At 64.2% G+C, this 23,926-nt stretch carries 23 protein-coding genes and 1 other RNA gene; 16 read left to right on the top strand and 8 right to left on the bottom strand.

Features of this window, described 5'->3' with window-relative positions:
- Positions 1-11 precede the first annotated feature (11 nt).
- Positions 12-1,295 (top strand): HNH endonuclease signature motif containing protein, encoded by a 1,284-nt coding sequence (locus tag CKJ82_RS03745; RefSeq protein WP_095537088.1) that lies wholly within the window; start codon positions 12-14, stop codon positions 1,293-1,295.
- On the opposite strand, the gene CKJ82_RS03740 is transcribed toward CKJ82_RS03745, so the two are convergent.
- Genes CKJ82_RS03740 through CKJ82_RS03730 form a run of 3 tightly spaced genes read right to left on the bottom strand, consistent with a single transcriptional unit; the run spans position 1,292 to position 4,152 of the window.
- Entirely contained in the window at positions 1,292-1,726 is a 435-nt protein-coding gene (locus CKJ82_RS03740; RefSeq protein WP_095537087.1) for a GNAT family N-acetyltransferase, read from the bottom strand. The genes CKJ82_RS03745 and CKJ82_RS03740 overlap by 4 nt on opposite strands.
- A complete protein-coding gene (locus CKJ82_RS03735; RefSeq protein ID WP_095537086.1) occupies positions 1,701-2,915 on the bottom strand; it encodes a DUF418 domain-containing protein in 1,215 nt (404 codons plus the stop codon). The genes CKJ82_RS03740 and CKJ82_RS03735 overlap by 26 nt, the downstream gene beginning before the upstream one ends.
- Positions 2,916-2,937: 22 nt before the next feature.
- Positions 2,938-4,152 carry an amidohydrolase gene (locus tag CKJ82_RS03730; RefSeq protein ID WP_095537085.1) on the bottom strand — a complete coding sequence of 405 codons (1,215 nt, stop codon included), beginning with the start codon at positions 4,150-4,152 and terminating at the stop codon, positions 2,938-2,940.
- Between the two features lie 116 nt (positions 4,153-4,268).
- Here CKJ82_RS03730 and CKJ82_RS03725 point away from each other — a divergent pair, with 116 nt between their 5' ends.
- Positions 4,269-5,117: a S1 family peptidase gene (locus CKJ82_RS03725; protein WP_095537084.1), complete on the top strand. Its 849-nt coding sequence runs from the start codon at positions 4,269-4,271 to the stop codon at positions 5,115-5,117.
- A 1-nt stretch (position 5,118) separates the two neighbouring features.
- Here the strand turns inward: CKJ82_RS03725 and hisN are convergent, their stop codons facing one another.
- Both hisN and CKJ82_RS03715 read right to left on the bottom strand, forming a co-directional pair.
- Complete coding sequence (gene hisN / locus CKJ82_RS03720; protein WP_095537083.1) at positions 5,119-5,901, bottom strand: histidinol-phosphatase; 783 nt, start codon at positions 5,899-5,901, stop codon at positions 5,119-5,121.
- Positions 5,894-6,700, bottom strand: coding sequence for an inositol monophosphatase family protein (locus tag CKJ82_RS03715; RefSeq protein ID WP_239216787.1), 807 nt, complete (start codon positions 6,698-6,700; stop codon positions 5,894-5,896). Before CKJ82_RS03715 ends, hisN begins: the two co-directional genes overlap by 8 nt.
- Positions 6,701-6,780: 80 nt before the next feature.
- Between CKJ82_RS03715 and prfB the strand changes: the two genes are divergently transcribed.
- Positions 6,781-7,884 (top strand): peptide chain release factor 2, encoded by a 1,104-nt coding sequence (gene prfB / locus CKJ82_RS03710; RefSeq protein ID WP_095278941.1) that lies wholly within the window; start codon positions 6,781-6,783, stop codon positions 7,882-7,884.
- Between the two features lie 3 nt (positions 7,885-7,887).
- Here prfB and CKJ82_RS03705 read toward each other — a convergent pair whose 3' ends face one another.
- Positions 7,888-9,228, bottom strand: coding sequence for an MFS transporter (locus tag CKJ82_RS03705; protein ID WP_240510670.1), 1,341 nt, complete (start codon positions 9,226-9,228; stop codon positions 7,888-7,890).
- 388 nt (positions 9,229-9,616) lie between these two features.
- Here CKJ82_RS03705 and CKJ82_RS03700 point away from each other — a divergent pair, with 388 nt between their 5' ends.
- The 5 genes from CKJ82_RS03700 to CKJ82_RS03680 all read left to right on the top strand — a co-directional run bounded on the left by CKJ82_RS03700 (position 9,617) and on the right by CKJ82_RS03680 (position 14,625).
- A complete protein-coding gene (locus tag CKJ82_RS03700; protein ID WP_095537081.1) occupies positions 9,617-11,179 on the top strand; it encodes a hydroxymethylglutaryl-CoA lyase-like TIM-barrel protein in 1,563 nt (520 codons plus the stop codon).
- A 2-nt stretch (positions 11,180-11,181) separates the two neighbouring features.
- Positions 11,182-11,712 carry an acetyl-CoA carboxylase biotin carboxyl carrier protein gene (gene accB, locus CKJ82_RS03695; RefSeq protein ID WP_095537080.1) on the top strand — a complete coding sequence of 177 codons (531 nt, stop codon included), beginning with the start codon at positions 11,182-11,184 and terminating at the stop codon, positions 11,710-11,712.
- 36 nt (positions 11,713-11,748) lie between these two features.
- Positions 11,749-13,125: an acetyl-CoA carboxylase biotin carboxylase subunit gene (gene accC, locus CKJ82_RS03690; RefSeq protein ID WP_095537079.1), complete on the top strand. Its 1,377-nt coding sequence runs from the start codon at positions 11,749-11,751 to the stop codon at positions 13,123-13,125.
- Between the two features lie 31 nt (positions 13,126-13,156).
- Positions 13,157-14,077 carry a DMT family transporter gene (locus CKJ82_RS03685; RefSeq protein WP_095537078.1) on the top strand — a complete coding sequence of 307 codons (921 nt, stop codon included), beginning with the start codon at positions 13,157-13,159 and terminating at the stop codon, positions 14,075-14,077.
- A gap of 104 nt (positions 14,078-14,181) precedes the next feature.
- The gene (locus CKJ82_RS03680; RefSeq protein WP_095537077.1) at positions 14,182-14,625 is read left to right on the top strand and encodes a hypothetical protein; all 444 of its coding nucleotides are present in this window, start codon (positions 14,182-14,184) and stop codon (positions 14,623-14,625) included.
- Between the two features lie 65 nt (positions 14,626-14,690).
- Here the strand turns inward: CKJ82_RS03680 and CKJ82_RS03675 are convergent, their stop codons facing one another.
- Positions 14,691-15,824: a PDR/VanB family oxidoreductase gene (locus CKJ82_RS03675; RefSeq protein ID WP_095537076.1), complete on the bottom strand. Its 1,134-nt coding sequence runs from the start codon at positions 15,822-15,824 to the stop codon at positions 14,691-14,693.
- 248 nt (positions 15,825-16,072) lie between these two features.
- On the opposite strand from CKJ82_RS03675, the gene CKJ82_RS03670 reads away from it, so the two are divergent.
- From CKJ82_RS03670 to ssrA, 8 genes are all read left to right on the top strand, one after another.
- Positions 16,073-17,452 (top strand): oxygenase MpaB family protein, encoded by a 1,380-nt coding sequence (locus CKJ82_RS03670; protein WP_240510669.1) that lies wholly within the window; start codon positions 16,073-16,075, stop codon positions 17,450-17,452.
- A gap of 37 nt (positions 17,453-17,489) precedes the next feature.
- Positions 17,490-18,716 (top strand): oxygenase MpaB family protein, encoded by a 1,227-nt coding sequence (locus CKJ82_RS03665; RefSeq protein ID WP_095537075.1) that lies wholly within the window; start codon positions 17,490-17,492, stop codon positions 18,714-18,716.
- A gap of 56 nt (positions 18,717-18,772) precedes the next feature.
- Complete coding sequence (locus CKJ82_RS03660) at positions 18,773-20,146, top strand: NAD-dependent succinate-semialdehyde dehydrogenase (protein WP_095537074.1); 1,374 nt, start codon at positions 18,773-18,775, stop codon at positions 20,144-20,146.
- Between the two features lie 128 nt (positions 20,147-20,274).
- A complete protein-coding gene (ftsE, locus tag CKJ82_RS03655) occupies positions 20,275-20,967 on the top strand; it encodes a cell division ATP-binding protein FtsE (RefSeq protein WP_095278949.1) in 693 nt (230 codons plus the stop codon).
- A gap of 2 nt (positions 20,968-20,969) precedes the next feature.
- Positions 20,970-21,872: a permease-like cell division protein FtsX gene (gene ftsX, locus CKJ82_RS03650; protein ID WP_095537073.1), complete on the top strand. Its 903-nt coding sequence runs from the start codon at positions 20,970-20,972 to the stop codon at positions 21,870-21,872.
- A 16-nt stretch (positions 21,873-21,888) separates the two neighbouring features.
- A complete protein-coding gene (gene smpB, locus CKJ82_RS03645; protein WP_095278951.1) occupies positions 21,889-22,386 on the top strand; it encodes an SsrA-binding protein SmpB in 498 nt (165 codons plus the stop codon).
- 24 nt (positions 22,387-22,410) lie between these two features.
- Positions 22,411-23,067, top strand: coding sequence for an SDR family oxidoreductase (locus tag CKJ82_RS03640; protein WP_095537072.1), 657 nt, complete (start codon positions 22,411-22,413; stop codon positions 23,065-23,067).
- 70 nt (positions 23,068-23,137) lie between these two features.
- Positions 23,138-23,521, top strand: a transfer-messenger RNA (tmRNA) gene (gene ssrA / locus CKJ82_RS03635).
- Between the two features lie 159 nt (positions 23,522-23,680).
- On the opposite strand, the gene CKJ82_RS11925 is transcribed toward ssrA, so the two are convergent.
- A partial coding sequence (locus tag CKJ82_RS11925; RefSeq protein ID WP_205691374.1) for a hypothetical protein occupies positions 23,681-23,926 on the bottom strand: 246 nt, incomplete at its 5' end.

Below are 23,926 nucleotides of genomic sequence, written 5' to 3'. Positions count from 1 at the left end.
GGGCCTGTGCCATGACGATCACGACCACCGATGCCACACCAAAGCCACCTACCGCAGACGAAAGTGTGGACGATACTGCGCAAGATTTCGAACATTCTCCGGGCGGCGACAAAGCGATCGCGGAGCTCGCTTCCCGCATCGAGGACACGTTTGGCAGGATCACCACCTGTAAAGCGCAATTGCTGCACCAGATTGGCATCTTTGATTCGCTGCGGCTGGCCCGTAGGTGCGGGGCGAGGACGACCGCGGGGTGGCTGGTGCGGCGGCTGGGGATCTCGCAGACCACAGCGCACGAGTACGTGCGCGTCGCTCGTGAGCTGACCACGTACCACCTGCTCGCGGAGGCATTCCAGGAAGGTGCAGTGAACTATTCCAAGGTGCGCCTGCTCCTCCCGTACCTGAAGAAGAACGACGAGTCGACGCTCGTGGAGATGGCACGGAAGTACGGCTACCACGAGCTGGAGGCGGAGCTTGCGCTGCTGGACAGGGACGAAGGCGAAGATGCCCCGACACGGTCCTCGTACGTGCGGATTGCGGAGCGCAAGAACGGACGCTTCGGGCTGTGGGCCGACCTCAGCCCGATGGAAGGCGCGCAGGTAGCGGCCGCGCTGAAGATCGGGGAACTGGCCTACCACGACGTTGACCTGCAGGATGCGGTCAACCGGGACGCGGTCGAGGAGGAGCTGGAGGACCTGCCCACCTCGTCCGGGATCGGGATGCCTACGGGCAAGGTGATGCTCGCTGCGTTCATGGGGATGGTGAATGTCGTGCGCTCGCGCCCGAAGAACCCGCTACGTGCCCCGGGTGCGCACGTCAACATCGTGACCACGGTTGACGGCGGGGCCTATTTGCCGGTTGGGGGCGCGGCGGCGTCGGCAAGCGTGGCGCACGCCGTGGCGAACGCCATGGTGCGCGTGAACACGGTGGACAAGGACGGCCTGATTCTCAACACGTCGAGGGCGTCGAGGCTGGCCACGGACGGGCAGCTCAACGCGCTGATGACCATGTGGGGCGGGCGCTGCGCCATGCCCGGGTGCGACCATACGAGGTTCATTCAGGTCCACCACGTTCACGACTGGGCGGACGGAGGCGCCACGGACCTGCACAATCTGCTGCCGCTGTGCTCGTCGTGCCATGCGATGGTCTCGGAGGGGTGGATTCGCATCCTGGAGGACGGCCCCGACTTGCACTTCGTGTTTCGGGACGGGAGCAGGTTCGTGGCGGAAAGCTATCAGGCACCGCTGCGCAGCGACGCGTCCTTGACCCTGCGCGAGTTCAACCAGGGGAGCGCTTAGCGCGCTAGGCGCATCCTGCGGTGGGGGATGCCGGTGTCGAGGGACTCGTCGCCCTCCGCGACGAGTCCGTAGCGGGAATAGTAGCCAACCAGGCCGGCTTGGGCCTCGATGATCAGGTCGCCCGGCCAGCGGGTGGTGTACTCAATCCCGGTGCGCACGATCTCGGGGCCGAGGCCGGTGCCGCGGTGCGCCGGGGCGACGACGAACCTGCCGAAGCGCGAGCCGGTCTCGGTGGGGAACACCCGGGCGCAGCCGGCGAGCTCGCCGGCTGCAGTCAGCACGAGGAGGTGCGTGGTCGACGGGTCCGCGTCCTGCGCGTCGATCTCGTTGTACGGGCAATTCTGCTCGGCGACGAACACGTCGACGCGGAGCTTGTACAGCGCGTGGACCTCGCGCGGGGTCATCTCATCCAGCGATTTCAGCACGATCACGGTGCGGTTCAATCCTTCCTGCCTTGCCGTAGGAAACGTGGCGGTGTGCCCACTCGAACGGACCTTGTTTACCGGCTGCCTCGAGCACCGTGGCGAGCACGACGGTGGCCAGCCACACGCAAGCACTCAGGCCGAGCTTACCGCTGATAGTCCAATCCTGGCCGATGCCCAGGCTAAACGGGTACACCAACACGATAAAGAAGATGGTCTGTGCCAGGTAGCCGGACATCGAGCGCTTGCCAAGCGCGACCAGTGGGTACGTCCAGGCAGACGCTGTGTTATTTAACCGGGAAGTAACGAGCGCGAGTGCCGCGAGGATCCCCGGGCCGGTCAAGGAACCCCACGACGAGTTGAGCAGGTGCAGGCTCGACTCCAACTCGGGATTGAGCACGCCAATGGCGGCCAGCCCCCAGGGCAGACCGATGGCCAACATGATGACCCCGGCCAGGATCGTCCACGTCCACAGCGTGCGTGCGTGCTGCTTGGTGTTGACCAGCACGCCTTCCTTCGCCCACACATAGCCGATGGTGGCCAAGGGGACAAGCTCAAGCAGGATAAACGGGGTGGACAGCAGCATTTCTGCCGCGTTGGCGAGGTTGTTGGTGAAGTAGGTGCCAAAACTCCCAAATTCTTCAATGAGCACATTGTTCCCACCCATCTCCTTAGCCACCTCAGGGATTAACGCCGCTGATACGCCAATGAATGAAGTGAAAAGGATGTAGAGGCCGAGGCAGGAGTACGAGATGATGCGCAGCACCTTCGTCGAGAGCGTGAACATCACCGAAAGCAGCAGCCCGACGAAGCCGTACATGGTCATGATGTCGCCAAAGAACAGCAGGCACAAGTGGGCCAGGCCAAAAAGCGCGAGCGCGCCGTAACGTCGGGCCAGGACCTTTCGCGCCTCACCGACCGGGTACTGCTTCCGGTACAGGCTGGAGACGACAAGCCCGAAGCCGAAGCCAAGCAGCGTGGCAAACATGGGCAGGCCGCGGGAGTGGACGAAGAGGGCGGCGAAGAGGGCCAACGCGGCGTCGATAAGCGAGCCCTCTTGCACCCCGCCGACACTCCACCCGGGGCCTGACTCCGGCTGCGAGTGCTGATTGATCATCCAAAATAGCGAGCCGTTGGCCAGCGCGATGCCGAGCAGCGCTGTGCCGCGGGCGAGGTCGGGAACAAGCAGTCGTTGCATGGGCCTCACTTTTACCAGCTACCTACCGCATCAGCCAGGGCGAGACCGAGACGAGGATGGCGCGGGTGGCCTGGTCGAGCGTGGGCTGCAGGTCAGGCGCAAAGAAGGGGGAGTGGTTGGACGGGGCGGAGTTGATGTCCGAGCTGCTGCCCACAAACCAGTAGAAGTACGGCGCGCCAAAGGCATTGGCAATGGTGGGGAAGTCCTCGGAACCGCCCAGCCGGCCGAAGTCGCCGACCACATCGCCGAACTGCTCGCGGAACGCGGCCATCACCTGCTCGGCGATGGCCTCGTCGTTGGAGAACTCCGGCGCCCCGCCGACAATCTCAAACGTCGGTTCCGTGGTCGCGCCCGCCGCCGCGCACTCGGCGCGGACGATGCGCCGGATGGCGCTGTTCAGGCGGTCGCTGACCTCGGTGGTGAACGCGCGGGTGCTCACGGACAGCTCGGCGGTGGCGGGGATCGTGTTCGGGGATTCGCCGGCGTGGATCGCGCCCACCGTCACCACGCCCATTTCCTGCGGGGCGATCTCGCGCGACACAATGGTCTGCAGGCGGGTGATCACGTGCGCCGCGATGACCACGGGGTCCACCCCCTTCTCCGGCATCGAGCCGTGCGCGCCGGTGCCGTGGATGGTGATTTTGGTCTGCACGCACGTGGAACACACCGGCCCGGCGAGCGCGCCCATCCCGTAGCCGGGAATCATCGGGCCGACGTGCTGGCCCAGCACCACGTCCGGGGTCGGCACCTTCTCCGCCAGGCCGTGCTCCACCATGTCCCGCGCGCCGGCGCCGGTTTCCTCGCCGGGCTGGAACAGCGCGAGGAGCGTGCCCGACCAGGCGTCAGTGTGCTGCGCAAGCATTGTCGACGCCGCGAGCAAGGCCGCCGTGTGCATATCGTGCCCACAGGCGTGGGCGGCGCCGAGCGCGGGGTCGGCCGAGTACTCCAGGCCGGTCTCCTCCGAGAGCGGCAGGGCGTCGAAGTCGGCGCGGAAGCACACGGTCGGCCCTTCGCCGTTGGTGAGGATGCCGACCTTGCCGGTGGCGCCCACCGGCACGACGGTGAAGCCGGCGGCTTCCAGCTCCTCGCCGATGCGGGCGCTCGTCTGGTGCTCTTCCAGGGCGAGTTCGGGGTGCTGGTGGAACCACTTGTACAGCCCTTCGCGCTCGCCGCGGGTGGCGTCCAGATCGGACTCGAATGGTGCAAACGGTCCAGTGAGTGCAAAAGATTTCGTCATGGGGACATGCTAGCCCGGGCACTTCCCACCTTTGATGTGGTAAATGAGGAAATTGGGGCAAAAACATGGCAATGTATACGGGAGTTGCTGTTGTGGTCTATGTAGGAAGAATGCCCATGATTCGTCGTCGTATCGCCGCCCTGATCACCGCGTTTGCCGTTGCCGCGCTGCCTGCTGCGCCCGCGAACGCCGGTGAAGCGCCTGCACCGCAGCCGGCGCCGATCGACCCGAACTACACCTGGCACAACGACCCGATTTCAAAGGTGCTGGCCGGCAAGCCGCTTGCGGACTACGTCCTGCACCGCGTGCCCGGCTCCTTCCACGACGCACCGCGCATCCCGCGCGAGTCCAACGAGGCCCTGCAGCGCGGCAACTCCCTATACGGCCCTGGCACCCCCATCTACGTGGGCGAGGGCCACAACGAGGTCATGTGCACCGTCGCGGTCGCCGGCTACGGTGAGCACGGCAACAAGTACGCCCTGACCGCGGGGCACTGCGGCAAGGTGGGTGACCCGGTCTCCTCGGCGGACTCCTGGCAGGTGGGGCACTCTGGCAACATCGTCAAGGTCAACGAGCGCCTGGACTACGCGCTCATCGAGCTCGGCTCCAACGCCGAAGTCACCCGCTCCTACGATGGCGTGACCATCAACCACCTCGGCTCCGCGCCGGTGAAGCCGGGCAAAAACGTGTGCAAGAAGGGCGTCGCCTCGGGTGAGACCTGTGGGATCACCTGGTCGGACTGGAACGTGCAGAACGTGAACCAGGTCTGCGCGATGCAGGGCGACTCCGGCGCGCCCCTGTACACGGACGACCGCCTCGTCGGCATGATCAACGGTGGCCTGTTCCCCGCGCCGTTCGACGTGCAGTGCACCACCCCGCTGCAGGGGCCGATCTACGCGCCCACCAGCGCCGCCCGCATGGACGCGATCCTGGCAGACCTGAACAACGGGTTCCGCCTGCCGTAACCTAGCGCAGCGCCGAGAGTGCCGCGTCGTGGAGCGCGCCGTTGCTGGCCAGCGCGTCGCCGCCGTGCGGGCCGTCCTCGCCGGACAGGGCGGAGAAGCGCCCACCGGCCTCCGTGACCAGCACCGATAGGGCGGCGAGGTCCCAGAGGGAGACCTCCGGTTCGGCGGCGATGTCCACCGCGCCCTCCGCGACGAAGCAGTAGTTGAGAAAGTCGCCGTAGCCGCGCAGGCGCCAGGTCTGCTCCGTCAGGCCGATGAACTTCTCCAGTAGGCCACGTTCGGTCCAACCGGCGAGGGAGGACATGGCGAGGGAGGCGTCGGCAAGCGAGCGCACCCCGGAGACTTTGAGTCGCGTGAGCTCGCCGCCGTTGAACGTGCGCCAGGCGCCGCCGCCGGTCGACGCGTACCAGCGGCGGGTCAGGGCGGGGGCGGAAACGACGCCGACGACCGGTTCGCCGTCCACAAGCAGCGAAATGAGGGTTGCCCACACGGGCACGCCGCGGACGAAGTTCTTCGTCCCGTCGATCGGGTCGATGACCCACTGGCGGCCCTTGAACGCCACCTCGCCGCCGAACTCCTCGCCAAGCACCGCGTCCGCCGGCCGCGACTCCGCAAGCTCCGCTCGGAGCGCCTCCTCCACGGCGAGGTCCGCGTCGGAGACGGGCGTCATGTCCGGTTTTGACTCCACCCGCAGGTCAGAGGCCTCGAAGCGCGCGAGCGTGAGCGCGTCGGCCGCATCGGCCAGTTCGAGTGCGAGGGCGAGGTCGTCGGCGAAATTACTCATGCCCGACAAGTCTAGTAGTGATGTCCTGCACAATCTGGGCATTTCCCGCCACACACCATGTCACTCCGCCCGCATCCACCTTGCGGGCCACGCCGCCCGCCGCCTCCACCAGCGCCTTGCCTGGCAGCCAATCCCAATCCGCCACGGAGTGCTGCAGCCACCCGCCGATCTGCCCCGCAGCCACGGTGGCCAGGTCAATCGAGCCGGCGCCCCACATCCGGATCGTCGCCGCGTCGCGCACCGCGCGCAGCCACACGTCGCGCACGGCGTCCTTGCGCATGTACGTGGGGTGCAGGTACGTGGCCAGGGCTTTCTCGCTTATCGACGCCCCCGTCAACCCCTCCGCACGCTCCCCGTTCACCGTCAGCACGCCCTGGTTGGCCAGCCACGTCGTGTCTGTGGCGGGGCGGTGCACGGCGCCGAGGCGCACCCGTTCCGTGTCCGCTGCATCCGTGAGCGCGATGGCAGAGCAGAAGTAGTCCGAGCCCTGCGAGAAGTTGTAGGTGCCGTCGACCGGGTCGATGACCCAGGTGCGGCCGGTTGCGGAGTCGCGGGCCGCGCCTTCTTCTCCGACCACGCCGTCGTCGGCACGCAGCGCGGCGAGCGCTTCCGCCACGAACGCCTCCGCGGCGCGGTCGGCCTCAGTGACCACGTCGGAAACGGACGTCTTGTAGTCGGTGGTCAGCCCTTCCTCGCGCATGCCCAGCGCGAGCTGGCCTGCGTGCTTGACCAGGGCGGCGGCGAGCGCAGCGTCGTCGGAATTGCGGTGGGCCTCAATGAACTGTGCGGTGGATGTCATGCGGCCCATTATCCACGGCATCGCGGTTTGGCGCGGGGGACCGGGGCTGCCGCATTGCTCCTCGACTAGACTGCGCTCTTATGCAACCGGAGACTCAGACGCGCATCGCCGACCTCGACTCGAAGCTCACCACCATTGAAAAGGTGATGGACCTCGAGGAGATGGGCGTGCGCATCCGCGAGCTCGAGCAGCAGGCCGCCGACCCCTCGCTGTGGGACGACCCCTCGCACGCGCAGCAGGTCACCTCGGAGCTCTCCAACGTGCAGGCGCGGCTGCGCAAGGTGACGTCGCTGCGCACGCGTATCGACGACCTCCCGGTCATGGTCGAACTCGCGGAAGAAGAGGGGGACCCCTCTATGGCCGCGGAGGAGCTGGAGGACGTGGAGGCGCGAGTGGAATCGCTCGAGGTGCAGACCATGCTCTCGGGCGAGTACGACGCGCGCGAGGCCGTGGTGAACATCCGCTCGGGCGCGGGCGGCGTGGACGCTGCGGACTGGGCGGAGATGCTCATGCGCATGTACGTCCGCTGGGCGGAGAAGAACGACCACAAGGTGGACGTCTACGACATTTCTTACGCGGAGGAGGCGGGCATCAAGTCGGCCACCTTCGCCGTCCACGGCGATTACATGTACGGTCAGCTTTCCGTCGAACAGGGGGCGCACCGTCTCGTGCGCATCAGCCCCTTTGACAATCAGGGGCGCCGCCAGACCTCGTTTGCGGAGGTCGAGGTCCTGCCGGTGGTGGAGCGGACCGACCACATTGACATCCCGGACTCGGACATCAGGGTCGACGTGTACCGTTCCTCCGGTCCCGGCGGGCAGAGCGTGAATACCACCGACTCGGCGGTGCGCATCACCCACATCCCCACCGGGATCGTGGTGACCTGCCAGAACGAGAAGTCCCAGATTCAGAACAAGGCCTCGGCGCTCAACGTTTTGCAGTCCAAGCTGCTGGAAAAGAAGCGGCAGGAAGAGAAGGCGGAGCTGGATGCGCTGGGCGCGGGCGGCAACGCGTCGTGGGGCAACCAGATGCGCTCCTACGTGTTGCACCCGTACCAGATGGTGAAAGACCTGCGCACCAACTACGAGGTCGGCGACCCGCAGAAGGTGCTGGATGGGGACCTCGATGGCTTCCTCGAGGCCGGCATCCGGTGGCGCAAGGCACAGGAGCAGGGCGAGGAGTAGCTCCTACGCGTGGCGGAGGTCGATGCCCTTCGTCTCCGGCAGGATGTACATGCTGATCAGCGTCAAGATGCACATCGCGATCACGTAGGTGCCGGACGCCCACGACAGGTCGTGGGCCACGAACCACTGGAAGATGTAGGGCGCGGTGCCGCCGAACACTGCCACCGAGATGGAGTAGGCGAGACCGATGCTGCGCGTGCGCTGGTCGGTGGGGAAGACCTCCGACATGACCGGGGCGAGCAGCGCGCCGCCGGCGGCAACGGCAATGATCGCGAGGGTGGACGCGACGAGGAGGGTCCACGGGCGGGCGTCGATAAGGCCCATGAGCGGCAGTTGCAGGAGGGCCAACAGGATGGCGAAGGTGTACATGACGGGTTTGCGGCCGATCTTGTCGGACAGTGCGCCCCACATCGGCAGGGCGATCAGGCCGATCGCCTGCGCCACCACGGTGACCCAGTAGGCGCCCTGCGTGGACATGCCCTGCTGTGAGATGGCGTAGGTGGAGACGTACGAGGTCCAGGTGTAGTGGGCGGCGGTCACGCCGGAGACCATGCCGATGACCAGGAGGACGTTGACCACGACGGGGCGGTGGTTGACGCGCTGTTCCACGGCCTCGTGCGCGCGCCGGTCGTCGTCCTCGTTGGCCACTGCCTCGTCGAGTTCGGTGAAGTGGTCGGACTCCTTCATGTGGCGGCGCATGTACAGAGCAAAGACGGCAGCCAGGGCGCTGATCCAGAAGGGGATGCGCCAGCCCCAGGCGCCGATTTGCTCGTCGCTGAGCACGAGTGAGATGCAGCCGCCGATGACGTAAGCAATCACGGAGCCGCCGAAGATGGAGACGTAGACCAGCGACCCCCACTTGCCGCGCTTGGACGGCGGGGCGATCTCGGGGATGTAGCTGTTGGCGGCCGCGGACTCGCCGCCGTGGGCGAAGCCCTGGGCGACGCGAATGAGGAGCAGGCCGACCGACGCCCAGATACCGATGGTGTCGTAGGACGGGAGGAAGCCGATGAGCACAGATGCGACCGCCATCATGATGATGGTGATCATGAGGACCGCCTTCCGGCCCTTCTGGTCCGCGATGTGCCCGAAGACGATGCCACCGAGCGGGCGGACGAGGAAGCCGACGGCAAAAACGCCGAAGGTGGCCAGCAGGGCGGAGGTCTGGTCCGCTTTGTGGAACATCGCCGCCGCGATGAACGGGGCGAAGACGGCGTAGGAGCTCCACTCGAACCACTCGAGGATTTGGCCGATGAGGCTGGCGCCGAGCGACTTTCGGTCTGCGGGGTATTCGTGGTCCGGATGGTGCTCCGGTGCCACGGGCTGGGTCTGGGTGGTTGACACGAGGCCTCCCTAGTCTGTGGGGTGGATGGGTGTGAGCAGAAACTATAATCCAGGTCACTCATTAGGGGTGGGGAACCTGGGTCTCACCAAAAAGAATTTGTGCTCCGATTCACAATGAAAGCGTTTGTCCAGGTAGTGGGCTCGGTTGGGGTGTCGCCGTTGGCGTGCAAATGTGCGCATAGCGAACCCGCGTGCATATTACGCACCACTTTCGGGGGAAGTGACTTAGGGCTTCACTACGGGAAATAGTGGGATATATGCGATATTCCGAAAAACTCGTCGCACATCACACTTTGAAGTGCTTACAATGAGCGCACCGGAAACACACGTCTTGAGCGGGCCAAAGTTCAAAGGCAGTCCCGATTCTGGTGTTTTTAAGGAGGAAAATATGGTTGCTCTCAAACCAGAGGAACTCAGCACAGAAAGTCTCGCCGAGATTCTCGCCGCGGGTGGTCGCCCTGCGAACAGCGAGCGCGAGATCAAGATCATCGACACCACGCTTCGCGACGCCCACCAGTCCATCTGGGCGACGCGCATGCGCACCGAGCACATGCTGGAGATGCTCGACGACCTCACCAACGCGGGCTTCGAGCACGTGGACCTCGTCGCGCCGATCCAGTTCGACGTGCCCGTGCGCTACCTCAGGGAGGACCCCTGGGAGCGTGTTCGCCTGGTTCACGAGAACGCGGCTCCGGGTACCAAGTTCCGCGCCATGGTGCGTTCCCGCAACCTCGCGTCGTTCGATTTCTTGCCCGACGACGTCATCCACGCGTGGGTCGAGCGCCTCTACGCCAACGGTTTCCGCGTCATCGGCGCGTTCGATGGCCTCAATGACATCGACAACATCGCCGACACGCTGATCCTGGCTAAGGAGCTCGGCGCGGAGACTTACGGGTGCCTGTCCTACTGCCTCAGCCCCGTGCACACCGATCAGCTCTACATTGACAAGGCCCAGGAGCTGGTGGAGCGCACCGACGTCGACCGCATCATGCTCAAGGATGCCGGTGGCCTGCTCACCCCGGACCGGATGAAGACGCTGATCCCGGCGATCCGCGGCGCGATTGGGAACGACCTACCGCTGGAGGTCCACACCCACTCGCTTACCGGTCTGTCGCCACTGACCTACATCTACGCCGCTGAGCTCGGAGTGGACTCCATCCACACCTCGACCGCGCCGCTGGCCAACGGCCAGGGCCAGCCCGCGACCCAGGCGCTCGCCCGTGACCTGCGCGCGCTCGGCTACACAATCAACATTGACGACGAGCGCGTGGACAACGTGAGCAAGAAGATCCAGGAGATCGCTGACCGGGAGGACAAGCCCGTCGGCAAGCCCCGTGCCTTCGACGGCGTCCACTACATGCACCAGCTGCCGGGCGGCATGCTCACCAATTTTGAGTCCCAGCTGGAGACCGCCGGGCTGTCCGACCGCTTCGAGGACCTGCTCTACGAGACCGCGCGCGTGCGCGAGGAGCTCGCGTTCCCGATCATGATTACTCCGTTTGCGCAGTTCGTGGGCACCCAGGCCGTGATGAACGTGATCTCCGGCGAGCGCTACTCCGTGGTGCCTAACGAGATCAAGAAGTACGCACTCGGCCACTACGGCGAGCCGCTCGCGCCGATCGACCCGGATGCGCTGGAGAAGATTAAGGCGAACGGCTCGGCCGAGATCAAGGAAGGCCGTCCAAAGCTGGAGCCGGCACTTCCCGCGCTCAAGGAGCAGTACCCGGACGACGACATCGACACGATCCTGCTGCGCGCGAACATCCCGGGCAACAACGTGGACGAGATGAAGCGCTTCGTCGCCGAGGGGCGCGCCGGCCAGGGCGAAGGCGTGCCTGGCGGCGAGCTGACCAAGCTCGTCCAGAAGATCTACGACACCACCAATTCAGGCGAGTTCCACCTCAAGACCGACGACCTCGAAATCAACCTCACCAAAAAAGGAGACAAGTAACCATGTCTGAGACCACCAACTTCAACGAGCTGAAGTCCCTCCTGGATTGGGTCAACCAGTCCGGCGACATCGAAGAGCTGAGCATCAAGTACGGCGACATCGAGCTCGCCCTTTCCAAGACCCCCGGCGGGCTGAGCCACCTCAAGGCTGCCCCGGCGCCGGCACCGGCAGCGCCCGAGGCCGCACCGGCTGCACCCGCTCCGGCACCGGCTGCACCGGCCGTGGAGGACGCGCCCGCACCGAAGGCTCCGGAACCCGCTCCGGCACCGGCTGCGTCCGAGGCCCCGGCCGACGGCGTCGAGATCACCGCGCCGATGGTGGGCACCTACTACGCGGCTCCGAAGCCTGGCGCTGACCCGTTTGTGAAGGTTGGCGACGAGGTTGAGGTCGGCCAGGTGCTGTGCATCGTCGAGGTGATGAAGCTGATGAACAACATTGAGGCGAAGGTCGCCGGCACCGTCAAGCAGATCCTTGTGGAGAACGAGGAGGCTGTCGAGCACGGCCAGACCATCATGATCATCGAGCCCAAGTAAGCACACCCACAACCCCTAGAAAGGTGAGGAGTCCCAATGTCTGAGTTGTTGGGGAGCGTACTCATTGCCAACCGCGGTGAGATCGCACTTCGCATCATCCGTGCCTGCAAGGAGCTCGGTATCAAGAGTGTCTTGGCGTATTCCGAAGGCGACCGCGATTCGCTTCCGGTGAAGGAAGCCGACAAAGCCGTGTGCATCGGCCCGGCGAACGCCGCCAAGAGCTACAACAGCCCGGAGCTCGTCGTCTCCGCCGCAATGGCGTACAAAGTCGACGCGATCCACCCCGGCTACGGCTTCCTCTCCGAGAAGGCCGACTTTGTCAAGATGGTCGAGGACGAGGAGATCGGCTTTGTCGGTCCGTCGTCCGAGCACATCCGCCGGATGGGCGACAAGATTGAGGCGAAGCGTATCGCGCAGAGCGCGGGCGTGCCGACGGTGCCCGGCTCCGACGGCGTCGTGACCGAGTTCGACGAAGCGCTCGAGGTGGCCAAGCAGACCGGCTTCCCGCTGCTGATCAAGGCGTCGGCCGGCGGCGGTGGCCGAGGTATGCGCGTGGTGGAGTCCGAGGACACGCTGGAGAAGGACCTCAACGAGATCATGAACGAGGCCCAGTCCGCGTTCAACGACTCGTCGGTCTACATCGAGCGCTTCCTCACAGACATCCGCCACATCGAGATTCAGGTGCTTGCGGACGGCGAGAACGCGATTGCGCTCGGCGAGCGCGACTGCACCTCGCAGCGCCGCAACCAGAAGCTCATCGAGGAAGCCCCGTCGCCCGCGATCGACGACGAGCTCCGCGCCGGCCTCCAGGAAGCCGCGATCAACCTCTGCAAGGAGGTCGGCTACAAGAACGCCGGCACGGTGGAGTTCGTGTTCGACAACATCGAGCGCAAGTACTACTTCATCGAGATGAACACCCGCATCCAGGTGGAGCACCCGGTCACCGAGATGATCACCGGCGTCGACCTCATCCAGGAGCAGCTGCGCATCGCCTCCGGGCAGAAGCTGCGCCTGACCCAGGACGATGTGCAGATCCGCGGACACGCCATCGAGTGCCGCATCAACGCGGAGGACCCGAATGAGAACTTCGCGCCGCGCCCGGGCAAGATCGAGAACTACCGAGCGCCGGGCGGGCTCGGGGTGCGCATGGACACGCACATCGAGTCCGGGTACACCATCCCACCGTTCTACGACTCGATGGTGGGCAAGCTCATCTGCTGGGCGGAGGACCGCGACGCAGCGATCGAGCGCACTCTGCGCGCCCTCGACGAGCTGACCGTCGACGGCGTTGTCACCACCGGCCCGTTCCAGGCCTACCTGCTCAACAGCGAGCAGTTCCGCAGCGGTGACATCAACACCGGCTACGTGGCGAAGGTCCTCGAGTCAGTCAACGAGATCCCCACTGAGGAGTAACACCTCGCAGCGCCTGTAAGGAGGGCACAGAATGTTGGTCGTCGTGGCCATGATGGTCGGGGCGATCGTCCCCGTGCAAACCGCGATTAATACCCGGCTTCGGCAAAGCGTGGGATCGCCGATTGGCGCAACATTCCTTTCGTTCATCCTTGCAGTTGCCGCGTCCTGCGTCATCGCGCTTTTTGCCACACGCACCCTGGTCCCGGACCTGGCACTCGTCGCGTCTGAGCCGTGGTGGGTGTGGCTCGGTGGCTTTATGGGCGTGATGTTCATCGCCGGCAACATCGTGCTCTTTCCGGAGCTCGGCGCCGTCCAAACCACCATCCTTCCCATCCTGGGGCAAGTGCTCATGGGGCTGCTTATCGACGCCACCGGGCTCTTCCGCTACCCCCAAACCCCCGTCGGACCACTCAGGCTCCTGGGCGCGCTGCTCGTGCTTTTCGGCATCGCGATGGTCCTGGAGATCGGGCGCGGAGTCCCGCTGCGCGGCACCGCCCGGGGGCTCCGCGCCTGGTTGCTGCGCGGCTTCGGCGTCCTCATGGGCATGGGCTCTGCGACCCAAACCGCGGTCAACGGCTACCTGGGCAAGGCGCTGCACAGCCCGATCCAGGCCGGGCAGATCTCGCTCGCCGTCGGCCTCATCCTGCTGTTTGTCTTGGTGCTCGTACTCGCTGCACCGCGGCGGGCGGTGGTGTCCGGAGTGGCGCCAGGGCCGTGGTGGATGTGGCTCGGAGGAGTACTCGGTGCCATCTTTGTTTTTGGGGGCGCGAGCTTGTCTCCGGTCTTGGGCACCGGTACTACCGTTATCGGTTCGCTCGTGGGCATGATCATCTGTGGCCAGGTGCTCGAGTCGCTCGGCATCGGTGGCGGCTCAAAAGGAATGCCCTCGTCCTACAGGCTCGCGGGGCTGGCCATCGTGCTGGTTGGCGTGGCAATGGTTCGCATGCTGTAAACATTTCACCCCCAAATACACCGGTGGCTTTTCCCGCACCAAGCCAGCATGTAGTGTTCATTTATATACCTGGAAATTCACTGCCATATTTGAGGAGCCTTCCTGTGAAGAAGTTTGCTGCTGCAGCGCTTGCTGCCACGATGTCCCTGTCCGTTCTGAGCGCGCCGGCCGCCGATGCTGCGTCGAACACGATGGAGCGGTATGGCACTGTGTGCCGTATCTCTTTGGACGGGGACTTGAAGGGTAAGAGCGGGCGTTGGGACCGCTCCAAGCTCAACCAGGTAAAGGATCTCGAGAAATTGACCGAGGAAAACGTGGGTGCTGTCCGTGCCTCTGCTGATCTGGGTCAGGCCTTTGGCTCCTCGGATGCGGATGTGATTGCTGCAGCCAACAACGCAGAGGCAATCGAAGCCTGCAAGGACGGCAAGGACTACAAGTCGGAGCCCATGGACGAGTGGAAGCAGGCTGGCATCATTATTGGTGTGATTGTCGCCGTGCTCAGCGTCGTTGCTTCTGCTGCAGGCCCGGTGCTGCAGCAGTTCCTGTAGCTGAAGAACGGCTCGCCGCCTAGAACCTGAGAAAACTGCGCAATGCGCAGTTTTCTCAGGTTTGCTTATGGGGTCTGACGCCAGCGCTCGAGCGTAAGCGTGGGGGAGAGAGCGCGTGACACGCAGGTGGTGAACGCGCCCTTCTCGTGGCGCTCTTCGGTGAAGATGCTGTCGCGGTGGTCGGGGGTGCCGTCGACAACGCGCATTACGCAGGTGCCGCACGTGCCTTCCGCGCACTGGGACAGGATGGGCACGTCCTCGTCCTCGAAGACGTCGAGGACGGATTCTCCCTCGGGGATGTGGTAGGTCTCGCCGTTGAAAATGACGTCGAAAGCGCCGTCGGCGTCGTGGTTCCCGGCGAGCGTTTCCTTGGTGGGGCGGTAGGTCTCGAAGTGGATGTTGTCCTGGGGGAGTGAGGCCAACGCAGTTTCGATAACGCCGTCCATGAAGCCGTGGGGTCCACAGACATACAAGTGCGTGTCCTCCGCAGGAACCGCTGAAGCCGCGAGTGCTTCCTCGATGTAGCCGGCCTGCTTGTCGCGCTCGCCCGAAGCGAAGATGCTCTTGGTCTGGCCGTGCAGATAGGTGTCGATGAGGTGGCGCATCAGCGCGCGTTCCTCGCTTGAAGCGAAATACAGCACCGAGTAGTCGGCGTGTTGGATCTGGAGTTCTCGTGCCAGCGAGAAGATTGGGGCGATGCCCACCCCGGCACCGACGAGCACAGACCGCTTCGCGTCTTTGGCCAGGGGGAAATTGTTGCGGGGTGGGCGGATGCGGAGGGTGTCGCCGACCTCGATGCGGTGGATTGCCGCAGAGCCGCCCTTGGAACCGGCTTCGCACTTGACCTCAATGCCGTAGGCGCCCTCCTTGTCACCCAGGTAGTGGGTGGGGAAGAGGGAGAATTGGCGCACAAGTTCCTCGCCATCGGGGGTGCGGAGGAGGAAGTCGGCGTGGCAGCCCGGCTCGTAGCCGGGAAGTGGGGCGCCGTCCTGCGTTTCAAACGTGATGAGCGCGATGCCGTGTGCCCGCTCGACACCGGTGACGGTGAGTTCGATGATGTCTCCGCTACCGCGTCGTTCCGTCTTCGTGGCGCGCCGGGATTCCAGTGCGGCTTCTCGGTCGGCCGCGTTTGGGTCTGCTTTCCTCTTTTTTCCTCCAAAAAACGCTGTAAATCTGCCGATGCCAGTGTCGTTTCCCATGGTGGACTCCGTCGAAAAGCGAATAGAAAATGTGTAATCCAAAAAGGGCGCCAAATTGGTTGCCGGGCCCGTTCTGTAATGGATAGTATAAAACCACGCAAAAAGTGACCGGCAATACACCACTGCATGACTATCGGATAGGTAACATGCGCGGGTGGAAGGCGGTTACTATCACTCTATTTGCGGCAAGCGAACCAACCCAGCCGCCCGTGAGGGACGGCGCAAAAGTGCAGAGAAACGGGATGACGATGACTGCCAGCACAGATGTCCGCGAGGAGCATCAGTATCAAAATCCGGTGCGCCCGGAGATTCTCCCCATGTCGGACAATCCTTACGAGGACTTCCGCTACTTCTACCGCGACGGGATGCCGCTGCGGCCGGCGCCGAAACGTCGCGTGAAGCGCCCCGGCTGGTCGAAGCTGCGCCACAACCTCTTTGACCGGTGGCACACGGTGGCCGACACCTGGGAGGGCTACGACAGCTTCCAGACCAAGCTGCTGGATGACCACATGTGGCAGACCGACGAGACCGGCTCGAAGTTGGCCGAGGCGTTCAAGCGCGATGGCGCCGAGAAGTCCCGCGCGGACTTCGAGCAGGCGCTCAACAGCGGAATCGACACGGTGGCCGACCCGTCGCCGGAGCTCGTGGAGTTCTTCGCCGAGGTAGACAACATCCCGGAGTGGATCGACCTTGAGGCCGCGGAGCGTGGCCGCATCGCCTACTACAACGTGACGCCGTCGGCAGAGCTGCTCTCTATCGGGTTCGCATACTGGGCCACCACGATGGAGGACCGTACTTCCGCGGCGACGGGCGAGACAGCGATGTTTGAGATCGAGTCCTTCACCCGCATCATCGAGACGGTGAAGTTCTTCGTTGACCTGGGCAAGAAGGGCGTGTTCGACCGCTACAGTGACGGCCTCAAAGCAGCGGTGCGCGTGCGCCTGCTGCACGCGCAGGCAAACCGAGGCCTGGAAAAGCTGTGGGGTCCTGAGCACTACAACGAATTCGGTCGCCCGATCGGCTCATCGTTCCTCGTCTCCGGCGAAGGCTGGTTCGCCCTCATGCCGATCGGCGTGGACGAGTTCTTCGGACGCCCACACACGGGCGAAGAGTGGGACGACGTCGCCATGTACTGGGCGTGGGTCCTGCACCTCATGGGCGCCGAGGAGCGCCTGATCCCGAAGACGGGCGACGAGATGCGCAAGATGACCGACTTCATCTACGCCAACGGCGGCTACTCCTCCGACTACCACGTGCGCGTCGCCACCGCGCTCATGGGCATTCTCGAAGACCTTGATCCGAAGATGCCGGGGCAGGTGCTTGGCGCGCTGTCGCTGATCATCGGCGACGAGGACACGAAGTTCATGGTCAAGGGGTCGCGCTTTGAAGGGACCCCGTACCTGCACTGGAAGATCGCATTCCTGCTCAAGGCGAAGTCCGAGGCGGCCATCTACCGCCTGCTGGACAAGCTCCCGGGCGCGCAGGCCAAGAAGGCCAAGAAGGCCGGAGACGGCAAGCCGCCGTGGTCTGACGTTTTCCAGCAGATCGAGGACTACGTGGCCGAGAAGGCCCCGGACGTCAAGGCCGAGTACAAGCTGCACGACACATCCAAGGAAGGCCTGCGCTAACCCCGCGCTGCCACACCCAACTACAAGGAGACCCATCATGACCCAGACCTTTACTGAAAACCCGCTCGCGCAGGACCACTACGACCGCTCCGAGTGGCCATCGGCGCGCGGCGACCGTGACGCTTTCGCTGCAAAGTTCGGCGAAGCCCGCGCGCAGCGCTTTGAGCAGGCGTTTTGGGCGAGCGATCCCATTGCGGATGCGCTGTTTACCAGCGGCCACAAGAGCAAGGAGATCATGCCGAACCTGCGCGAGGCACTCGCGCGCGGCGAGGCGACCGATGCCACGCTGCCCGAGGTCAAGGCGCTTATCGACGACATGAACGCGGCCCTCGACGGCGTCGACTGGGAGCGCCTCGAGCGCGGACAGCAGGCGGCGCTGGCGATCCCGGTGCTTGCGCAGAACCTGTCGCTCGGGCCGGGTGCGCTGATCCACACCTACATCACCCCGTCGATTGCAAACGTCCTGGTGAACACTGGCGAGCTCACCGAGGGCGCCGTGCACCGTCTGGCGTACACCACCAACTGGATCTACTCCGTCTACCTGAAGGACGGGCTGAAGCCGGGCAACGTCAGCTTCGTCCACACCGGCATGGTGCGCGCAATGCACGCCCACGTCCGCCGGGTGCAGGGCCAGCTGGGGCTGGACTACGCGGAGTGGGGCCGCCCGATCAGCGAGTTCGACATGCTCCGCACCTGGTTCGACTTCACCTACATCGCGTTTACGTATCTGCGGAACCTGGGTTACAGGCTGACGGTGGAGGAGGAGCAGGACCTGTTCTACCTGTGGAAAGTCGTGGGCATCATGCTCGGCATTCCGACCGACCTGCTGGACAATGAGACGGACATCGACGCCTCCCAGGAGACGATCGACGCGATCCACGCCGTCGACGGCGAGCCGAACGATGCGTCCCGCGCCCTCATCGACGCGCTCTTTAACGGCTTCCGCACCAACGTCAAGGCCATGCTGCCGTTCCCGGACGAGTCCATCGATGACTGGATGTACACCGCGACCCGTCTCATGCACGGCGACGAGATTGCGGACCAGTTCAACGTCCCGCAGCCCGTTTCCCGCCCGTTCGTCGAGCTCGACCTGCCGCTGGTGCAGCAACGATTCGACCTGCTGCGTGCGAACCCAGAAGCGCTGGAGAAGGAAGTTGCGCAGAACCACCAGGCGCTTCTCGACGCCCTCACGCAGGAAACCTCCTACATGTCCCAGGACGAAGGCGTGAAAATGAGCGACGGGGCTTACAGGCCCGGCGCGTAGTGGTAGAGTTCACAAACAGCACGAGAAAGTAATCTACGAGAGGAAAATAGGACACGATGTCTAACCCGTACCGCGTACAGAACCCGATGACCAACGAGGTCGTCGAGACGTTCGATCACCCCACGGACGAGCAGGTGCAGGAGATCCTGGCCAAGTCCGACGAGGCGTTCCAGTCCTGGCGTCACACGTCGTACGAGGAGCGTGCGGCGATCGTCGGCAAGGCTGCGCAGCTGCTCAAGGAACGGAAGAACGAGCTGGCCAAGATCATGGCTGAGGAGATGGGCAAGTCGGTCCCGGAAGGTGAGTGGGAGGCCGACTTCTCCGGCGACATTCTGCAGTTCTACGCCGACCACGCGGCCGAGCACTGCGCTGACCAGAAGGTCGACGTCCCGGGCGGCAAGGCAGTTGTCCGCCGTCTCCCGCTGGGCATCCTGCTTGGCATCATGCCGTGGAACTTCCCGATCTACCAGGTGGCTCGCTTCGCCGGCCCGAACCTGATGAACGGTAACTGCATCCTGCTCAAGCACGCAGAGATCACCCCGAAGTCCGCCGCGGCGTTTGAGGCGATCCTCAAGGAGGCGGGCCTGCCGGACGGCGTGTTTACCAACGTGTACGCCTCCCACGACCAGATCGAGACCATTATTGCGGACCCGCGCGTCCAGGGTGTTTCCCTGACTGGTTCCGAGCGTGCCGGCGCGAAGGTCGCGGAGACCGCGGGCAAGAACCTGAAGAAGGTTGTCCTGGAGCTTGGCGGTACCGACCCGTACGTCATCCTGGACTCCGCCGACATCAAGACTGCCGCGCAGGATGCGTGGGCGAAGCGCGTGCAGAACGCGGGCCAGGTGTGTACCTCCAACAAGCGCATCATCGTCATGGAGGACATCTACGACGAGTTCGTCGACGAGATGGTGAAGATTGCGGAGTCCTACAAGAAGGGTGACCCGTCCAACCCGGGCGAGAACGAGTACTACCCGATGTCTTCCCGCAACGCCGCGGAGCTGCTGGACGACCAGGTCAAGCGCGCCGTCAAGGCGGGTGCGACGCTGCGCACCGGCGGCGAGCTGGACGACACCACCGCGTACTACTCCCCGGCAGTGCTCACCGACCTCCCGGTCGGCTCTGACGAGTACTACGAGGAGTTCTTCGGCCCGGTCGCTGAGATCTACAAGGTCTCGTCCGAGGAGGAAGCGGTGGCGCTGGCCAACAACTCCCGTCAGGGCCTGGGCGGCGCAGTGTTCTCCGAAGATACCGACCGTGCGATCAAGGTCGCGGACCAGATCGACACTGGCATGGTCCACGTCAACCTCGGGCAGTACTTCTCCGCCGTGCTGCCGTTCGGTGGCGTGAAGCGCTCCGGCTTCGGCCGCGAGCTGTCCGTGTTCGCGCTCGATGAGTTCGTGAACAAGCAGTACCTCTACGTGAACGACTAACAAGTTCACAGACTCGCGCGTTGTCGCTCGCAGGCGGCGTGCGGGGCGAGGGTGAAGCCCCCGATTGCGCAGCACAAGCGCGGTCTGGGGCTTCACCTGTCACACCAGTAACAGGTAAAGTCGGTCCGGTGATCAAATTCTCCAACGTCACCAAGGTTTACCCCACGTCGACCCGGCCTGCGCTGGACGACGTGTCGTTCACGATCGGAGACGGGGACTTCGTCTTCCTCATTGGCCCGTCCGGCTCCGGTAAATCCACCTTCCTGCAGCTGATGATCCGGGAGGAGAACGTCTCTTCCGGAGACATCTATTTCAACGACTTCCACGTCAACGAGCTGCGCGGCAAAGAGGTGAACAAGCTGCGCCAGTCCATCGGCTATGTCTTTCAGGACTTCCGCCTGCTGCCCAAGCTCAGCGTGTACGACAACGTCGCGTTCGCGCTGGAGGTGATTGGCAAATCGAAGGAGCGCATTAAGAAGCTGGTGCCGGAGGCGCTCGAGCTGGTCGGTTTGGACGCCAAGGCGAACCGCATGCCGCACGAGCTGTCGGGCGGTGAGCAGCAGCGTGTGGCGATCGCGCGCGCTTTCGTCGATAAGCCTGCGCTCATGCTTGCCGACGAGCCCACGGGCAACCTCGACCCTGCGACCGCAGATGGGATCCTGGCGCTGCTCTCGCGCATCAACCGGATGGGGACCACCGTGGTGATGTCCACGCACAACGCCCGTGCGGTGAACGACATGCGCAAGCGCGTGATGGAACTCGATTTGGGCCGACTCGTGCGCGACGACGAGCACGGCGTGTACGGAAACGTGAGGGGATAGCTGTGAACTGGAATTTCATTTTCCGCGAGGGATTTCGCGGGCTGGGGCGCAACGTCACCATGACCATTGCCCTGATCATCACGACCGCCTTGTCACTGGTGCTCGTCGGAGCGGGCATCTTGATTTCGCAGGCGACGAGCGAGACGAAGGACCTGTACCTGGACCGCGTCGAGGTCATGGTGGAGCTGGACGAGGACATCTCCGCGAACGACAAGGACTGCTCGTCCGACGCCTGCAAGGAGGTGCGCGACGCGCTGCAGGGGGACAGCGGGGTGGAGCAGGTGACGTTCCGCTCGCGCGAGCAATCGTACGAGCGGTTCAAAGAGCTGTTTGAGGAGTCCGAGCCGGACCTGGTGCGCGAGACGACCCCGGACGCGCTGCCGGCGGCGCTGCACGTGCGCCTGGCGGATCCGGCGGAGACCTCACCGATTGAGAAGATCTCGTCGATGCCGCAGGTGACCGTCGTGACAGACCAGGCGGACACGGTGCGCGAGGCGGCCGGCACGATGGATACGTTCCGTAACGTGACCTTCACCGTTGCCGCGGCGCAGGCGCTGGCGGCGATCTTCCTCATTGTGAATATGGTGCAGCTCGCCGCGTTCAATCGCCGCGACCAGATCGGCATCATGCGCATGGTTGGCGCGTCCCGCTGGTTCACGCAGGCGCCGTTCGTGCTGGAGGCGCTGATCTCCGTGTTCGTGGGCGCGGTGCTGGCAACGATTCTCACGTGGGTGGCAAAGCGCTCCATCGTCGATCCGATGCTGGGCGACCTGTACTCGTCGTCGCTGATCGCGCGCGTGCCGGACTCCGCCGTGTGGACCGTCATGCCGCTCGTGGGGCTCGGCGCCATGGTCGTCGGCGCGGTGGCGGCGCAGGTGGCACTTCGTTCTTACGTGCGTAAGTAGTACACTTGTTGCTCCTATGGCCAAGAAGAGTAAAAAGAAGAAGCTGAGCAACACCGGTGTCCTCGCGACCAACCGGAAAGCTCGGCATGACTACACCATCTTGGACACCTGGGAGACTGGCATCGTGCTCTACGGCACGGAAATCAAGGCCTTGCGCGAGGGCAAGGTCTCGCTGGTCGAGGCCTTCGCCACCATTGATAACGGCGAGGTCTGGCTGCGCAATATGCACATCCCCGAGTACTCGCGCGGCCACTGGACCAACCACCCGCCGCGCCGCACCCGCAAGCTCTTGCTGCACCGCCGCGAGATCGACTCGCTGGAGGGCAAGATTCGCGACGGCAACCGCACCCTCATCCCGCTGTCCCTGTACCTCAAGGACGGCCGCGCGAAGCTGGAGCTCGGCCTGGGGCAGGGCAAGCAGGACTACGACAAGCGGCGTTCCATCAAGCGTCGCACCGAGGACCGCGAGATCGCCCGCGACCTGGGCCGCAAGTTCAAGGGGATCAAGGCTTAGCCTCTTCACGCTACGGTGGTGCCCATGAAGACTGCACTGATTACCGGCGCGTCCCGCGGAATCGGCCGCGCGATCGCCGAGGAGCTTGGCAAGGACCACCACATCATCGCGGGTGCGTCGCGCGATGCCTCCGAGGTTGTCCGCGCGCTGCCAAGCGCAGAACCCTTCGAGGTGGACCTTACCGATACCGAGGCGCTCATTCGCGCCGCCCGCGCCATCGAGCAAGTCGACGTGCTCGTCCACGCGGCCGGCGTGCTGCACAAGGCCCCCTTCGCCGAGCTCACCGAGGCGCAGTGGCGGGAGTCGATGGAGGTCAATGTCCACGCGCCCATCACCCTCACCAGGGAATTGCTGCCCGCTTTACGACGCTCACGTGGACTCCTCCTCACCATCAACTCAGGCGCCGGCTTCTTCGGTGTTCCCGAAAACTCCGCGTACTGTGCGTCAAAGTTCGCGCTCCGCGGCTTCACCGACGCGCTGCGCCTGGAAGAAGCCGGCGCCATCCGCGTCACCTCCTTGCACCCCGGGCGAACGAACACGGACATGATCGCAGCTCCGCAGCACGGTGATGCCCCGAAGATGGCGGCGACCTCGGTGGCCAAGGCCGCGCGCCTCGCCGTCGACGCCGGCCCCGATGCGGTGGTGGACTTCCTCCGGATCACGCCGACCGGCCTGGAATAGGCGCCGGGTGCTTGCAGTTGAAGAGGGGGAGAGGTAAAGTTACTTCTCCTACGGTTCCCGTAGTTGACAAGGGGTCGATTCAGGTTTCGACTTCATCGACTTAGCCAGGGGAAGCGTGCCGGTGCAGGCTGGAGACCACCGTAAGCGTCGCAGCAACCAATAAACGCAGAGAAGAACTCTCAGCGTGACTTCGCCCTCGCTGCCTAAGAGCTAGCGACCGCGAGTCTGTCAGGCCGGGGACGTCCCCGACCCGGTACCTGGCATCGACTTAGGGGACTTGCCTCCCGGGCTTGTGAGTGGGCCTTTGGGAGGGACACTTCACACTTACTGGGCTCATCATCCGGACATGTCCGCCTGATCCGGAGGGCCGAGCAGAGGTAGCGCGCGGACTGCGCACGGAGAAGCCCTGGCGCGGTGATGAAGGACCCGGGTTCAATTCCCGGCGGCTCCACCGAAGTGCGAACGCCCGCTGGTCGGCAATGGCCAGCGGGCGTTTCTTTTTGCCAGTTCACCTAAAGTTTTCAATTCGAGATATTCCTGCGCGCGCCACGTGAGGGATCACCGCTGAAGAATCAACCGCTAGAAGTTTCGCGTTAACGCAAGCATTGGGTTACTAAAAACCGTGTCTGTGCTGGGGGTTTGCGTGTTTGTGTTGTTCGTGGTTAAGTATTTCCTCGTTGCCGAGAGCGAGTGAGTCGCTCGGTGGGAACGAGATAATTTCACAGTGTTGCGGGCTTGGTTGCTTGAGTTTGGTTGAGGTTTTCCTCGATTTTGACTTTTGTTTACCTTGTGTGTAACGTTGTTTTCCGCTGCCGAGCACTGATTGGTTGTGTTTGACTGGTTGGTCTGGTGTGCGTGT

The sequence above is a fragment of the Corynebacterium gottingense genome (genome assembly GCF_002285125.1).
GTDB lineage: Bacteria > Actinomycetota > Actinomycetes > Mycobacteriales > Mycobacteriaceae > Corynebacterium > Corynebacterium gottingense.
This window is presented reverse-complemented; position numbering and strand designations above follow the sequence as displayed.

Excerpts from the sequence above, each read along its gene's own strand:
- prfB (WP_095278941.1), top strand. The coding sequence starts at position 6,781 with ATGCAACCGGAGACTCAGACGCGCATCGCCGACCTCGACTCGAAGCTC.
- CKJ82_RS03665 (WP_095537075.1), top strand. The coding sequence starts at position 17,490 with ATGACCCAGACCTTTACTGAAAACCCGCTCGCGCAGGACCACTACGAC.
- CKJ82_RS03675 (WP_095537076.1), bottom strand. The coding sequence starts at position 15,824 with ATGGGAAACGACACTGGCATCGGCAGATTTACAGCGTTTTTTGGAGGA.
- CKJ82_RS03660 (WP_095537074.1), top strand. The coding sequence starts at position 18,773 with ATGTCTAACCCGTACCGCGTACAGAACCCGATGACCAACGAGGTCGTC.
- accC (WP_095537079.1), top strand. The coding sequence starts at position 11,749 with ATGTCTGAGTTGTTGGGGAGCGTACTCATTGCCAACCGCGGTGAGATC.
- CKJ82_RS03670 (WP_240510669.1), top strand. The coding sequence starts at position 16,073 with ATGACTGCCAGCACAGATGTCCGCGAGGAGCATCAGTATCAAAATCCG.
- CKJ82_RS03725 (WP_095537084.1), top strand. The coding sequence starts at position 4,269 with ATGATTCGTCGTCGTATCGCCGCCCTGATCACCGCGTTTGCCGTTGCC.
- CKJ82_RS03700 (WP_095537081.1), top strand. The coding sequence starts at position 9,617 with ATGGTTGCTCTCAAACCAGAGGAACTCAGCACAGAAAGTCTCGCCGAG.
- CKJ82_RS03730 (WP_095537085.1), bottom strand. The coding sequence starts at position 4,152 with ATGACGAAATCTTTTGCACTCACTGGACCGTTTGCACCATTCGAGTCC.
- CKJ82_RS03735 (WP_095537086.1), bottom strand. The coding sequence starts at position 2,915 with ATGCAACGACTGCTTGTTCCCGACCTCGCCCGCGGCACAGCGCTGCTC.
- CKJ82_RS03715 (WP_239216787.1), bottom strand. The coding sequence starts at position 6,700 with ATGACATCCACCGCACAGTTCATTGAGGCCCACCGCAATTCCGACGAC.
- accB (WP_095537080.1), top strand. The coding sequence starts at position 11,182 with ATGTCTGAGACCACCAACTTCAACGAGCTGAAGTCCCTCCTGGATTGG.
- hisN (WP_095537083.1), bottom strand. The coding sequence starts at position 5,901 with ATGAGTAATTTCGCCGACGACCTCGCCCTCGCACTCGAACTGGCCGAT.
- smpB (WP_095278951.1), top strand. The coding sequence starts at position 21,889 with ATGGCCAAGAAGAGTAAAAAGAAGAAGCTGAGCAACACCGGTGTCCTC.
- CKJ82_RS03745 (WP_095537088.1), top strand. The coding sequence starts at position 12 with ATGACGATCACGACCACCGATGCCACACCAAAGCCACCTACCGCAGAC.
- CKJ82_RS03685 (WP_095537078.1), top strand. The coding sequence starts at position 13,157 with ATGTTGGTCGTCGTGGCCATGATGGTCGGGGCGATCGTCCCCGTGCAA.
- CKJ82_RS03640 (WP_095537072.1), top strand. The coding sequence starts at position 22,411 with ATGAAGACTGCACTGATTACCGGCGCGTCCCGCGGAATCGGCCGCGCG.